Source organism: Pseudomonas canadensis (genome assembly GCF_030980095.1).
GTDB lineage: Bacteria > Pseudomonadota > Gammaproteobacteria > Pseudomonadales > Pseudomonadaceae > Aquipseudomonas > Aquipseudomonas canadensis.
Window position 1 is genome coordinate 5,565,211 of sequence record NZ_CP133298.1, and the last position, 12,724, is coordinate 5,577,934.

The window sequence follows — 12,724 nt, forward strand, 5'->3', positions numbered from 1 at the left end:
GGTACTTCTCATGCCTAGCGAACCTACTGGATCCTCCGTCGACTTCGAAAAAGTCGACTCTCAATACTTCCAACAACGCGAACTGAAAAAAGGCGCCGCCGGCTGGGTGTTGCTGGTCGGCCTCGGCGTTGCCTACGTGATCTCCGGCGACTACGCCGGCTGGAACTTTGGCCTGGCCCAAGGCGGCTGGGGCGGGATGTTCCTCGCCACATTGCTGATGGCCACCATGTACCTGTGCATGTGTTTTTCCCTGGCCGAACTGTCTTCCATGATTCCTACCGCTGGCGGCGGCTACGGTTTTGCCCGCAGCGCATTCGGGCCGTGGGGCGGGTTCCTCACGGGCACTGCGATCCTGATCGAATACGCCATCGCCCCCGCCGCCATCGCGGTGTTTATCGGCGCGTATTGCGAGTCGCTGTTCGGTATCGGCGGCTGGATGATTTACCTGGCGTTCTACATCATCTTTATCGGCATCCACATTTTTGGCGTGGGCGAAGCCCTGAAGTTGATGTTTGTGATCACCGCCGTGGCCGCAATTGCATTGGGTGTGTTCCTGGTCGCGATGGTGCCGCACTTCAATGTCGCCAACCTGTTGGACATTCCGGTGACCGAGGCCAAGGGCGCCAGCACTTTCCTGCCGTTTGGCTATGTAGGTGTGTGGGCCGCAATTCCCTATGCCATCTGGTTTTTCCTCGCGGTAGAGGGTGTGCCCCTGGCCGCCGAAGAAACCAAGAACCCAAAACGCGACCTGCCTCGCGGCCTGATCGGCGCCATTGTGGTGCTGACCAGTTTTGCCCTGCTTATCCTCGTGATTGCACCGGGCGGCGCGGGTACTTACGCGCTGATCAAATCCGGCAACCCGCTGGTTGAAGCACTGGCATTGTCTTACGGCGGCTCGACCTGGATGGGCAGTTTCGTCAACCTGGTCGGCCTGGCGGGCCTGATCGCGAGCTTTTTCTCGATCATCTACGCCTATTCGCGGCAGATCTTCGCACTGTCCCGCGCCGGCTACCTGCCGCGCAAACTGTCCCAGACCAATAAAAGCAAGGCGCCGGTACTGGCCTTGGTGATCCCCGGCATCATCGGCTTTGGCTTGTCGCTGACCGGCCAGGGTGACCTGCTGATTCTGGTGGCGGTGTTTGGCGCAACCATTTCCTACGTGCTGATGATGGCCGCGCACATCACCCTGCGCATCCGTCGCCCCAAAATGGACCGTCCGTACCGCACACCGGGCGGCATCTTTACCTCCGGCGTTGCGCTGGTGCTGGCCTGCGTGGCCGTGGTAGCGGGCTTTCTGGTGGATCCACGGGTGGTGATTGGCGCCGCGATCATCTATGGAGTATTAATTGCTTACTTTGCTTTCTACAGCCGGCATCACTTGGTAGCAGGCACGCCTGAAGAAGAATTCGCGGCGATCCAGGCCGCAGAGGCCGCCTTGCACTAACTGCCGTAAACCTCGACGCGGGCAGTCGCCCGCGTCGTCAAGGAGACACTGTATGGCAAGCTTTTCCCACGCGGTCGGTGCACAAACCTACCGTTTTGACAGCCTCAAGGATGTGATGGCCAAGGCCAGCCCCGCGCGTTCCGGGGACTTTCTGGCCGGCGTCGCAGCACAGAACGACGGTGAGCGGGTGGCGGCGCAGATGGCGCTGGCAAATATCCCGCTGAAGCACTTCCTGCAAGAAGTGCTGATCCCCTACGAAAGCGACGAAGTCACCCGCCTGATCATCGACACCCACGATAAACAAGCGTTTGCCGCGGTCAGCCACTTGACCGTGGGCGGTCTGCGCGACTGGTTGCTCAGCGATGCGGCCGACGAACATTCCTTACGCGCCTTGGCGCCAGGTCTGACACCAGAGATGGCCGCCGCCGTGTCCAAGATCATGCGCGTACAGGACCTGGTGCTGGTGGCGCAGAAGATCCGCGTGGTCACGCAATTTCGCGGCACTATGGGCCTGCGCGGGCGTTTATCCACACGCCTGCAACCGAACCATCCTACAGACGAACCGGCGGGCATCGCCGCGAGCATTCTGGACGGCCTGCTTTACGGCAACGGTGACGCCATGATCGGCATCAACCCGGCCACCGACAGCATCGCCTCGATCTGCGCCATGCTGGAGATGCTCGACGCGATCATTCAGCGCTATGAGATTCCGACCCAGGCTTGCGTACTCACCCACGTCACCACCTCCATCGAGGCCATCAACCGTGGCGTGCCGCTGGATCTGGTATTCCAGTCGATCGCCGGCACCGAGGCGGCCAACGCCAGTTTCGGCATCAGCCTGAGCGTGTTGCAGGAAGGCTACGAGGCGGGTTTAAGCCTCAATCGCGGCACGTTGGGCCAGAACTTGATGTATTTCGAGACCGGCCAGGGCAGCGCCTTGTCGGCCAATGCGCACTTTGGCGTCGACCAACAAACCTGCGAGACCCGCGCCTACGCGGTAGCCCGACATTTCAAACCGTTTCTGGTGAATACCGTCGTAGGATTTATCGGTCCGGAGTACCTCTACAATGGCAAGCAGATCATCCGCGCCGGCCTCGAAGACCACTTCTGCGGCAAGCTGCTCGGCGTGCCCATGGGTTGCGACATCTGCTACACCAACCACGCCGAAGCCGACCAGGACGACATGGACACCCTGCTGACCCTACTGGGCGTGGCCGGGATCAACTTCATCATGGGCATCCCCGGCTCCGACGACATCATGCTCAACTACCAAACCACTTCGTTCCACGACGCGCTCTACGCCCGGCAAACATTGGGTTTAAAACCGGCGCCGGAGTTTGAACAGTGGCTGGCAAAAATGGGTATTTTCACGCAAGCCGACGGCAAGGTGCACTTCGGCAACAGCCTGCCACCGGCCTTTCGCCAAGCTTTGGCGCAACTGGGATGAAGGAGCCGCCCGTGCAACTCGACCTGCCTGACAACCCCTGGCTGGAACTGCGCCGCCTGACCCCGGCGCGCATTGCCCTGGGCCGCACCGGCACCAGCATTCCTACCAATGCGCAGCTGGATTTTCAGTTTGCCCACGCCCAGGCGCGGGACGCGGTGCATTTACCTTTTGACCATGCGGGCCTCAGCAGCCAGCTGGCCGAGCGCGGGCGTGAATCGCTGTTGCTGCACAGTGCCGCTGCCGACCGACACAGCTACCTGCAACGCCCGGACTTGGGTCGGCGCCTGAGTGATGAATCCGCCCAAGCGCTGCGCGACCATGCGTCAGCCAACCCCGGCGGCGTGGATTTAGCCGTGGTGGTGGCCGATGGTTTATCCGCCCTGGCCGTGCATAAACATACCCTGCCCTTTCTGACACGCATGGAAGAACAAACCCACGGGGAAGGTTGGTCCTTGTCGCCGGTCATCCTGGTGGAACAAGGCCGCGTGGCGGTGGCCGATGAAATCGGGCAATTGCTTGGTGCCAAGATGGTGGTGATCCTGATCGGCGAACGGCCGGGGCTCAGTTCACCGGACAGCCTGGGGCTGTACTTCACCTACAACCCCAAGGTCGGCCTCACCGACGCCTATCGCAATTGCATCTCCAATGTGCGCCTGGAAGGCCTGAGCTATGGCATGGCCGCCCACCGTTTGCTGTACTTGATGCGAGAGGCGTGTCGTCGCCAGCTGTCGGGGGTCAATCTCAAGGACGAGGCGCAGGTCCAGACCATTGAATCGGATGATCCGGACCTGATGAAAGGCAATTTCCTGCTCAGTTCACCGGATGACTGATCGCGGCACGATTGCGCTTTTTCGCGCCATTAGGCAGCATCGAGTCACGGCCGCTTGTGTGGTCATACCCCATTTGGAAGTTGAGGCCTGGCATGCGGATTACTCAAGCGACCCTGGAACACCTGGACCTGTTGACCCCGCTGTTCGTCAAATACCGTGAGTTCTACGGGGCCTTGCCCTTCCCGGATTCGTCACGGGCCTTTCTGGAGAAGCGCCTGCGCCGCAAGGAATCGGTGATTTACCTGGCTCTGGCGGATGATGACGACAAAAAACTGCTGGGCTTTTGCCAGCTGTACCCGAGCTTTTCGTCGTTGTCGCTCAAGCGGGTGTGGATCCTCAATGACATCTATGTGGCTGAAGACGCACGCCGGCAACTGGTGGCGGATAACCTGATGCGCACGGCGAAAAAAATGGCCAAAGAGACCCACGCGGTACGGTTGCGGGTATCGACCAGCAGCGACAATGAAGTGGCGCAGAAGACCTATGAGTCGATTGGGTTTCGCGAAGATACGGAGTTCAAGAACTACGTATTGCCGATCAGCGAAGACTGAACACCCCCATCACCTGCAGGAGCCGGCTTGCCGGCGATAGCATCACCTCGGTCTCACTGCTACACCGAGGCGCCTGCATCGCTGGCAAGCCAGCGCCTACAGGTGAGCAGCGACCGCCGCGGCATTGCGACATCCCCCGCTACAAAACCAACACGCTTTTCACCGCTCAATCCGTATAATGCGGACCTTTCAGGGTTGTAAGAATTGCGGCATACACTTGTAGCCTTATTACCCGAGCTTCCGCACAGGCCTGCTGAGCCGGGCCACTCACACAGGTGCCATCCATGGATTTCAACCCGCTCGACCTTATCCTGCATCTCGACGTCTACCTCGACCTGCTGGTAACCAATTACGGTCCGTGGATCTACGCCATTCTGTTCCTGGTCATCTTTTGCGAAACCGGCCTGGTGGTCATGCCGTTCCTGCCGGGTGATTCGTTGCTGTTCATCGCCGGCGCCGTGGCCGCAGGCGGCGGCATGGACCCGGTGCTGCTGGCCGGCCTGCTGATGCTGGCGGCGATCCTGGGCGACAGCACCAATTATGTAATTGGACGAACGGCAGGAGAACGCTTGTTCAGCAACCCGAACTCGAAAATCTTCCGCCGCGACTACCTGCAAAAGACCCACGACTTCTATGACAAGCACGGCGGCAAAACCGTAACCCTGGCGCGCTTCCTGCCGATCCTGCGCACCTTCGCGCCGTTCGTTGCCGGCATCGCGAAAATGCCCTACCCGCGCTTCTTCGGCTTCAGCGTATTCGGCACCATCCTGTGGGTCGGTGGCCTGGTGACCCTGGGTTACTTCTTCGGCAACGTGCCCTTTATCAAGAAAAACCTGTCGCTGCTGGTGGTGTTCATCATCCTGCTCTCGCTGGTGCCGATGATCATTGGTGTGTTCCGCAGCCGGTTTGGCAGCACATCCTCCGAAGCCAAGCCGCAGTAACCTGCGATGTGGTCCCTCAGCGCCTGGCGTCGCCGGCGCTTGCTGGCCAAGCACCCGATTGCCGAAGACACTTGGCAGCGGGTGCGCCACCACCTGACCTTCCTCGACGGCATCAGTGCCGAGCAGGACCAGTGGCTGCGCGAAGCCTGCGTGGTGTTTCTTGCGGAAAAACACCTGACCGCCCTGCCCGGCGTCGAACTGCACCAGGAACAACGCCTGCTGCTCGCCGCCCAGGCGCAACTGCCGCTGATGAATCTGGGTGACCTCGACTGGTACCAGGGCTTCCACGAAATCGTGCTGTACCCCGACGACTTCGTCAGCCCGCAGCGCCATCGCGACAGCAGTGGCATCGAACACGAATGGGACGGCGAACACAGCGGCGAAGCCTGGCAACAGGGCCCGGTGATCCTCGCCTGGCCCGGTGTGCTGGCCAGTGGCAACTGGGAAGGCTACAACCTGGTCATTCACGAACTGGCACACAAGCTCGACATGCTCAACGGCGACGCCAACGGCCTGCCGCCGCTGCACAACGACATGCGCGTGCAGGAATGGGCCAGCGTGATGCAGAGCGCCTACGACGACCTCAACCGTCAGCTGGACGCCAACCCGGACGCCGAGACTGAGATCGACCCCTACGCCGCCGAAAACCCGGCTGAATTCTTTGCCGTCACCAGCGAATATTTTTTCAGCGCCCCGGATTTGCTGGTCAGCCACTATCCCCAGGTGTACGCGCAACTCAGCCGCTTCTATCGCCAGGATCCGCTGGCCCGCCTCACCCAACTGCAAGCCAGCGACCCGCGCTACCAGCCACAAGACGAATGACCGTACGACGTCTGGCGCATGGCATCGGCGTCAGAATGTGCCTATAATCGCCGCCACTTTTAGGCCAATCCGGCCATGTTTAATGGCCAATTAACGGGGGCAACGCCCAATGAGCTACAGCAAGATTCCGGCTGGCAAAGACCTGCCGAACGACATCTACGTCGCCATCGAGATTCCGGCCAACCACGCGCCGATCAAATACGAAATCGACAAAGACAGCGACTGCCTGTTCGTTGACCGTTTCATGGCCACCCCGATGTTCTACCCGGCCAACTACGGTTTCATCCCCAACACCCTGGCCGACGACGGTGACCCCCTCGACGTGCTGGTCGTAACCCCTTACCCGGTTACCCCAGGCTCGGTAATCCGCGCGCGCCCAGTCGGCATCCTGAACATGACCGACGACGGCGGCGGCGATGCCAAAGTTATCGCAGTGCCACACGACAAGCTGTCCCAACTGTACGTGGACGTGAAGGAATACACCGACCTGCCGCCCCTGTTGCTGGAGCAGATCAAACACTTCTTCGAGAACTACAAAGACCTCGAAAAAGGCAAATGGGTGAAGATCGACGGTTGGGGCAACGCAGATGCCGCCCGCGCCGAGATCCTGAAGTCGGTCGCTGCCTACAAAGGCTGATACCCGCTCCTCATTGCCCCGGCAATTGAAAAAGCCCCGATCATTCGGGGCTTTTTTTGTGGGAAAAATTAAACAGCAAGTTCATTTATTTATAGAAGATGTTTAATTTAAGTTTTAATCCGACGTATCAGACTACAACTAAGCAAAGACCTACATGACCAACTCAACGCATGGTTTATTTGATCTGTTTTCCCGGTCAGTAAGCTTTGTGTTTATGAATACATCAGGTGATCGTTTAAAAGCGCTACTGCGGGAAGTCCATCTTTCCGCCTCCGACTTCGCCAAGAACCGCGGCGTCACGCCTCAACACGTGAACAACTGGTTCAAGCGCGGTGTACCCATGGGCCGACTCAACGAGATCGCAGAACTGCTGTGCATCTCCAGCCGTTGGCTGCGCACCGGCGAAGGCCCCAAACACCCACCGGCCAACTTCCTGCTGGAAGGCCCGACGACCCGAAAAGGACTGCCCACCACCCGCGAAGGAAGCGGCAAATACCTCACAGGCCCCGCCTGTCATCCAGAAAAAATCGACGTGGAGATCGACCTCCACCCCTCATTCATCTCCACCGAACGCATCCGCGTCACCCTGCACATCCTGCAAGCCCTCACCGTCAAACCCGACCGCGCCCTGTGCGCCTACATGGTCGACAACAGCATGATCGACATCATCCAACAAGGCGCCACCCTCGCCATCGACCGAGGCCGCACCCAAATCATCGACGGCGAGATCTATGCCGTAGAACACGACGGCATGCTGCGCATCAAATACCTCTACAACCGACCTGGCGGTGGGTTGAGGATGCGTAGCCACAATGCCGGTGAACATCCCGACGAGTACCTGACGTACGAGCAACGGTTTGAGCAGAACTTCCAGATTGTGGGGTGGGTGTTCTGGTGGTCCACGCTGAATAACCGACGTCCGCCCGTGCCGCTGGATGAGCACTTATTGGGCTGGGAAGGCTCTAAATCGGATCCGGAGGTGGGCATTTGAGGTGAATGTGGGTATCATGCGCCGCACATTTGGCAGGGGGTGGCTTTAGGCTATTCACCCTGCTCGGCGATGCGGAGGAGTTCCCGCTGATGCCCCTACTATTCAGCCCGACGCAACGTGGGCTGAGCGATTTGAAGGCTGGTGAGGCTTGTCAAAAACAAGCTGAAGCAGTCCCCGAGAAGCCGGCCACAAGCCGGCTTTTTAATGTCTGCAAGAAACCCAAGTCAATTGTCCAACAGGCTATTGGACAATTGAATGACCCAAAGCGGGCAGTTTAGCTAGGCTGCAAACACTCCACCGCCCGATCCGCCACCATCTTCGCCAACTCCACCAAATGCATCACCGCCCTCTGTGGCGCACCCAGCGGTTCCCCAAGTACCTGTGACGTAGCCACCGCACACTGCAGCAACTCCGCCACACGCACCCAGGCATCCTCAAAGCTCAGTTCTTCATTGACTACAAATGGGTTGGCTGCACGCGACGAGCGTGAATCCGAACAATCGTTATCCATAGCAAAACATCTAGCGGTAAGTGAATACCACCGTCTTTTCGCGACTAAACGAGTAGAGGTGGCGGCTGTACGCAGGTTAGTCGACCGGCCGCTAGGCACCGGCGCACCCGGAGGTGCCCTGCGCACAGCCACCATAAAGTGCAGGTGAGAAGACACCTGTCTTTGGGATGGCGCGTGCGCCTAGCGAAGTCCGGGCGACTAAACCCGATCACTGAATAAACCAATGACGACCCGCAGCCTAGTCACGCACTCCCGCTGGCGCAATGCGCTTGGGATTCTCTCGGAAACGTCCTTCAAATGAAAGGGACTGATACTGCTGGCCCTCCAACCATTGTCACCTCTGAGTTGACGGTATTACCGGTTTCACCCGATTTATCCCCCGACCCCCACCCATTAATCTGTGCCCATGTTGAACGCAACGCCCAACCAACCTAAACATAAAAGGATTCAACCATGAGCACTGCAACCTACAACCGCCTCAACAAAGACGACGCCATTGTTCTGCTGGTCGACCACCAGACCGGCCTGATTTCCCTGGTGCAGGACTTCTCGCCCAACGAGTTCAAGAACAACGTGCTGGCCCTGGCCGACCTGGCCAAGTTCTTCAACCTGCCGACTATCCTCACCACCAGCTTCGAGCAAGGCCCAAATGGCCCGCTGGTGCCAGAGCTGAAAGAGATGTTCCCGGACGCGCCCTACATCGCCCGCCCAGGCCAGATCAATGCGTGGGACAACGAAGATTTCGTCAAGGCGATCAAGGCCACTGGTCGTAAGCAGATCATCATTGCGGGCGTGGTGACGGATGTGTGCGTGGCGTTCCCGACCTTGTCGGCGCTGGCGGAAGGGTTTGAGGTGTTTGTGGTGACCGATGCATCGGGCACGTTCAATACCACGGTGCAGCAGGCGGCGTGGAGCCGGATGACGCAAGCGGGTGCGCAGTTGATGAACTGGTTCTCGGTGGCGTGTGAGTTGCACCGCGACTGGCGCAACGATATCGAAGGCCTGGGGAACCTGTTGTCCCAGCGCATTCCCAACTATCGCAACTTGATGAATGGTTACTCGGCGTTGACGGCGCGTAAGGACTAACTCAACCGCTGCACACACTAAGCCTGCCTTAAAACGCAGGCTTTTTTTGGTTAACTAGCAATGCGCCATTAGCACACTCGCCCTAATTGTGACGGCACCGCCTCACCACTAAAGTCCTTCGCTTATTTCGAGCCTCAAGGAAGGACGCTATTGAATACCTTAACCAAAGTCGGACGCTGCCTGGCACTGCTGCCCGTCTTGCTGATCAACACAACGTCGGTAGTGGCCGATGAAGAAACACCGATCGGCGACTGGTCGATCATCTACGGCAGCGGCCGCGCCCATAAAAATGTGATGTATGTGGCCGACCGTACCTCCGTGGTGCCGTCGAACCACAACAAGGGCGCGAAACTGGTGGCCGTCACGGTGGTGTATGAAGAACCGGGCAAGCCGATGATCGATGTGTACAACATCGAAGTGCAGTGCTCCACGCGCAAGGTGCGCTTTCTCAATGGCCAGTCGGTTGCACCGTTTTCCTACACCCTTACGCACTTGAAAGTCTCCAACACGTGGCAGACGCCAAAGGAGTTCTGGCTCGACCGCACGCTCGCGTATGTCTGCGAACCGGGCAAGAGCAAGGACACCATCGCCATGGGCAAGATGACCCACCTGCAGATGATCCAGACCACCAAGGCCATGTTCGAGCAGTTGGGGCCGACTCAGGAGAAGAGCCAGATGATCGATGACCTCGACGACATGCTGGGCAACAAGCGCTGAGCAACACTCACCTACAAGAAGGATTCACGATGCCTACATGGACAAGGCTGTTGCTGGCTGGGCTTTTGTTGCCCGCCGTGCTGTTTATAAACGGGTGTCACTTGATTGCACAGTCGCGCTGGGAAGGCCGTGACGTGCAAGAGGCGCTGGATTTATTCGGCAAGCCCGACTCGATGAAGAAGCAGAATGCGCCCAATGGCGACACGCAGGTGGTGATGACCTGGCACAAATCCTCTTCATGGACGACCACTGAAGCCGCCGGGACTTCAATGAATCACACCGGGAACGGGATGGTGTACACGGAGTATTACCAGCAGGTCGGGCACAGTTCGGATTGCAAGCTGGAAGCCACGGTGGATAAGGCGAAGAAGATCGTGCTGTTCCGGATTGAGGATGGCCGGATCCTGCATGGCAAGTGCCTGAATGTGCCATTTGTGCCGGGGTATATTCCGCCGGGGTTTTGAGGCTATCAGTCGGTTTTAACCCGCCAGCTCCCGCTCGATCTGCTCGATGCTTGGCAGGCTGGTTCGCAGCTCTGCGGGCAACGACTCAACCAGTTGATATTCCGCTACACCAATCGGTCGATTGTTATCGCGCAACGCATATTCGGCGGCGACTTCGTTCTTGCTCTTGCACAACAGCAGGCCGATGGTGGGCCCATCTTGTGGATGTTTAAGCTGGGCATCGACGGCAGCCAGATAAAAGCTCAGCTTCCCCAGGTGCTCGGGTTTGAACTTGCCGGCTTTCAGTTCGATGACCACATAGCAGCGTAGCTTCACGTGATAGAACAGCAGATCGACAAAGAACTCATCGCCTCCGACATCCAGCAGTACTTGCTGGCCGACAAAGGCGAAACCGGCGCCCAGCTCCAACAAAAAGTCGGTGACGTGCTTGATCAAGGCGTTTTCTATGTCGCGCTCCTGCGCGTCCAGGGCCAGGCTGAGGAAGTCAAAACGGTAAGGGTCTTTCAGCGACTCACGCGCCAGGTCGGATTGTGGTTTGGGCAGGTGGGTCTCGAAGTTGCTGACCGCCTTGCCACTGCGCTCCAACAAGCGGTTTTCGATTTGCATCACCAGCGAGTTACGCGACCAGTTGTTCTCTATCGCCTGGGCTATGTACCAGCGGCGGGTTTCGGGGCCGGGGAGTTTGTCGAGCAACACCACATTGTGGCCCCAAGGCAATTGTGCAGCAGCCTGTTGCACAAATTCAGCATCTGGCCACGCCTCGGCAAAAGCACGCATGTACTTGAGATTACGCGGCGAAAAACCCTTCATTCGTGGAAAGGCCGCACGCAAATCCTGGACAAGTCGATCTATGACTTTGCTGCCCCAGCCCTGCTCCGCCTGGCGGGTCAAAATGTCGTGGCCGATCTGCCAATAGAGCAATACCAATTCCCGATTCACTGCCAGTGTTGCGCGCTGTTGCGCCGCATGAATACGGCCTTTCAGGTCGGTCAGCCAGTCACTGTAGCCCGCTGGAGGTGTAGTCAAGCCGATACAGGGTTCGCTCATGCCATGTCACTCTGGAGTTTTGAGGCAGGCTAGTCAGGCACATTGACTGTCACAAGGGGCGAAGGTCGTTCCAAGAAGGACCCTTCAATAACTACAGAAACGTCCTGCTGGCCATTGCGGACTACTGACTTGACTCTCCCCTATACAGCAGCCTTTACCCTGGAACGCCCTGTTCAGGACCTCCCCATGACCCCGCGTACCCTGGTGATCCTCGGCCATCCTTCCGCCTCCAGCTTTTGTTCAGCCCTGGCCTATACCTACATCCAGGCGGCAAAAACCGCCGGCCATGAAGTACGTGTCCTACGCTTGGGCGACTTGGCTTTCGACCCCGTCCTTCATCACGGTTACACCCGGATTCAGCCGCTGGAGCCCGACCTGCTCAGCGCGCAATCCGACATTCTCTGGGCCACTCACCTGACATTTATTTTCCCGATCTGGTGGGGTGGCATCCCGGCGTTGATGAAGGGTTTTATCGACCGAATCTTCCTACCCGGTTTTGCCTTTAAATACCGAGCGGGCAAGGCTTTTCCTGACAAACTGCTCCACGGCCGAACGGCACATTTACTGGTGACCCTGGACACGCCGCCATGGTATTACCGTTGGTTCTATCGCATGCCGGGCATTCATCAGATGCGCAAGACCACGCTGGGGCTTTGTGGTGTCAAGACTGCAAAGACGCTGCTGTTAGGGCCGGTGCTGGGCTCCACTGCGGCGCAGCGGGATACATGGCTGAAACAGGCCGGCGCTTTAACGGAAAAAAGGAGTTTTCATGTACATCGGCAAAGCCGCGCAGTTGTCGGGCACGACCATCAAGGCGATTCGTCACTATGAGGCAATTGGGCTGCTGCCTGCGCCACAGCGTCAGGGCCAATACCGGGTCTATTCGGCGCAAAACGTTGAGCTGCTGATGTTTATCAAGTGCGCGCAGCAATTGGGGTTCAAGCTCAAGGAGTTGCAGGAAATTCTTGCAGGCCACATAGGCGATGGATTGCCTTGGGAGCGGGCGGACCAGGCAATCGCAGACAAGAAGCAGGAACTAGCCCTGAAAATTGCCGCGCTACAGGAAATGCACGTGGGATTGCAGACATTTGAAGCACAGTTGAAAACATCACAAGAACAGTGCTCGTCAATGGCGCACAGATCCTGACCGGCGGTGAGCCGAATAAAATGGGTATTCGGCTCATTTGATGAGCCGAATAGGGCGCTTATTCGGCTCACCGCCTGAACACCCTCCCC

Annotated in this window: 15 protein-coding genes; 13 read left to right on the top strand and 2 right to left on the bottom strand. The window is 58.4% G+C overall.

All coding sequences use genetic code 11. The features are described 5' to 3' along the window. The first annotated feature begins 10 nt into the window (after positions 1-10). The 8 genes from eat to RB216_RS25900 all read left to right on the top strand — a co-directional run bounded on the left by eat (position 11) and on the right by RB216_RS25900 (position 7,663). Positions 11-1,444, top strand: a complete 1,434-nt coding sequence (eat, locus tag RB216_RS25865) for an ethanolamine permease (protein WP_028618090.1) — start codon at positions 11-13, stop codon at positions 1,442-1,444. Between the two features lie 52 nt (positions 1,445-1,496). Then, positions 1,497-2,891: an ethanolamine ammonia-lyase subunit EutB gene (locus RB216_RS25870; protein WP_028618091.1), complete on the top strand. Its 1,395-nt coding sequence runs from the start codon at positions 1,497-1,499 to the stop codon at positions 2,889-2,891. Beyond that, the gene (gene eutC, locus RB216_RS25875) at positions 2,888-3,721 is read left to right on the top strand and encodes an ethanolamine ammonia-lyase subunit EutC (RefSeq protein WP_028618092.1); all 834 of its coding nucleotides are present in this window, start codon (positions 2,888-2,890) and stop codon (positions 3,719-3,721) included. Before RB216_RS25870 ends, eutC begins: the two co-directional genes overlap by 4 nt. A 92-nt stretch (positions 3,722-3,813) precedes the next feature. Next, positions 3,814-4,272: a GNAT family N-acetyltransferase gene (locus RB216_RS25880; protein ID WP_017735604.1), complete on the top strand. Its 459-nt coding sequence runs from the start codon at positions 3,814-3,816 to the stop codon at positions 4,270-4,272. Positions 4,273-4,556: 284 nt separating this feature from the next. Continuing rightward, positions 4,557-5,213 carry a DedA family protein gene (locus RB216_RS25885; RefSeq protein WP_122683552.1) on the top strand — a complete coding sequence of 219 codons (657 nt, stop codon included), beginning with the start codon at positions 4,557-4,559 and terminating at the stop codon, positions 5,211-5,213. 6 nt (positions 5,214-5,219) lie between these two features. Next, positions 5,220-6,035 (top strand): M90 family metallopeptidase, encoded by an 816-nt coding sequence (locus RB216_RS25890; RefSeq protein ID WP_028618094.1) that lies wholly within the window; start codon positions 5,220-5,222, stop codon positions 6,033-6,035. A 109-nt stretch (positions 6,036-6,144) separates the two neighbouring features. After that, a complete protein-coding gene (gene ppa / locus RB216_RS25895; protein WP_003219382.1) occupies positions 6,145-6,672 on the top strand; it encodes an inorganic diphosphatase in 528 nt (175 codons plus the stop codon). Positions 6,673-6,886: 214 nt separating this feature from the next. Next, the gene (locus RB216_RS25900; RefSeq protein WP_068937062.1) at positions 6,887-7,663 is read left to right on the top strand and encodes a LexA family transcriptional regulator; all 777 of its coding nucleotides are present in this window, start codon (positions 6,887-6,889) and stop codon (positions 7,661-7,663) included. Between the two features lie 274 nt (positions 7,664-7,937). On the opposite strand, the gene RB216_RS25905 is transcribed toward RB216_RS25900, so the two are convergent. Further along, positions 7,938-8,174 (bottom strand): hypothetical protein, encoded by a 237-nt coding sequence (locus tag RB216_RS25905; RefSeq protein ID WP_028618097.1) that lies wholly within the window; start codon positions 8,172-8,174, stop codon positions 7,938-7,940. 453 nt (positions 8,175-8,627) lie between these two features. Between RB216_RS25905 and ycaC the strand changes: the two genes are divergently transcribed. The 3 genes from ycaC to RB216_RS25920 all read left to right on the top strand — a co-directional run bounded on the left by ycaC (position 8,628) and on the right by RB216_RS25920 (position 10,441). Further along, positions 8,628-9,260 (top strand): isochorismate family cysteine hydrolase YcaC, encoded by a 633-nt coding sequence (ycaC, locus tag RB216_RS25910; protein ID WP_016978556.1) that lies wholly within the window; start codon positions 8,628-8,630, stop codon positions 9,258-9,260. A gap of 150 nt (positions 9,261-9,410) precedes the next feature. Beyond that, positions 9,411-9,977, top strand: coding sequence for a hypothetical protein (locus RB216_RS25915; RefSeq protein ID WP_028618098.1), 567 nt, complete (start codon positions 9,411-9,413; stop codon positions 9,975-9,977). Positions 9,978-10,006: 29 nt separating this feature from the next. Then, positions 10,007-10,441 (top strand): hypothetical protein, encoded by a 435-nt coding sequence (locus RB216_RS25920; protein WP_028618099.1) that lies wholly within the window; start codon positions 10,007-10,009, stop codon positions 10,439-10,441. 15 nt (positions 10,442-10,456) lie between these two features. Here RB216_RS25920 and RB216_RS25925 read toward each other — a convergent pair whose 3' ends face one another. Continuing rightward, a complete protein-coding gene (locus RB216_RS25925; protein ID WP_308908043.1) occupies positions 10,457-11,488 on the bottom strand; it encodes a PDDEXK nuclease domain-containing protein in 1,032 nt (343 codons plus the stop codon). A 186-nt stretch (positions 11,489-11,674) separates the two neighbouring features. Between RB216_RS25925 and RB216_RS25930 the strand changes: the two genes are divergently transcribed. Together RB216_RS25930 and RB216_RS25935 are read left to right on the top strand one after the other, a co-directional pair. Beyond that, entirely contained in the window at positions 11,675-12,319 is a 645-nt protein-coding gene (locus RB216_RS25930) for an NAD(P)H-dependent oxidoreductase (RefSeq protein ID WP_308908044.1), read from the top strand. Beyond that, positions 12,258-12,635 carry a MerR family transcriptional regulator gene (locus RB216_RS25935; RefSeq protein ID WP_236317678.1) on the top strand — a complete coding sequence of 126 codons (378 nt, stop codon included), beginning with the start codon at positions 12,258-12,260 and terminating at the stop codon, positions 12,633-12,635. The genes RB216_RS25930 and RB216_RS25935 overlap by 62 nt, the downstream gene beginning before the upstream one ends. Positions 12,636-12,724 lie beyond the last annotated feature (89 nt).

Bases quoted from the DNA above. Each gene is read 5' to 3' on its own strand.
- RB216_RS25930 (WP_308908044.1), top strand. From the start codon at position 11,675: ATGACCCCGCGTACCCTGGTGATCCTCGGCCATCCTTCCGCCTCCAGC.
- RB216_RS25870 (WP_028618091.1), top strand. From the start codon at position 1,497: ATGGCAAGCTTTTCCCACGCGGTCGGTGCACAAACCTACCGTTTTGAC.
- eat (WP_028618090.1), top strand. From the start codon at position 11: ATGCCTAGCGAACCTACTGGATCCTCCGTCGACTTCGAAAAAGTCGAC.
- RB216_RS25920 (WP_028618099.1), top strand. From the start codon at position 10,007: ATGCCTACATGGACAAGGCTGTTGCTGGCTGGGCTTTTGTTGCCCGCC.
- RB216_RS25935 (WP_236317678.1), top strand. From the start codon at position 12,258: ATGTACATCGGCAAAGCCGCGCAGTTGTCGGGCACGACCATCAAGGCG.
- eutC (WP_028618092.1), top strand. From the start codon at position 2,888: ATGAAGGAGCCGCCCGTGCAACTCGACCTGCCTGACAACCCCTGGCTG.
- RB216_RS25880 (WP_017735604.1), top strand. From the start codon at position 3,814: ATGCGGATTACTCAAGCGACCCTGGAACACCTGGACCTGTTGACCCCG.
- ppa (WP_003219382.1), top strand. From the start codon at position 6,145: ATGAGCTACAGCAAGATTCCGGCTGGCAAAGACCTGCCGAACGACATC.
- RB216_RS25890 (WP_028618094.1), top strand. From the start codon at position 5,220: ATGTGGTCCCTCAGCGCCTGGCGTCGCCGGCGCTTGCTGGCCAAGCAC.
- RB216_RS25905 (WP_028618097.1), bottom strand. From the start codon at position 8,174: ATGGATAACGATTGTTCGGATTCACGCTCGTCGCGTGCAGCCAACCCA.
- RB216_RS25885 (WP_122683552.1), top strand. From the start codon at position 4,557: ATGGATTTCAACCCGCTCGACCTTATCCTGCATCTCGACGTCTACCTC.
- RB216_RS25925 (WP_308908043.1), bottom strand. From the start codon at position 11,488: ATGAGCGAACCCTGTATCGGCTTGACTACACCTCCAGCGGGCTACAGT.
- ycaC (WP_016978556.1), top strand. From the start codon at position 8,628: ATGAGCACTGCAACCTACAACCGCCTCAACAAAGACGACGCCATTGTT.
- RB216_RS25900 (WP_068937062.1), top strand. From the start codon at position 6,887: ATGAATACATCAGGTGATCGTTTAAAAGCGCTACTGCGGGAAGTCCAT.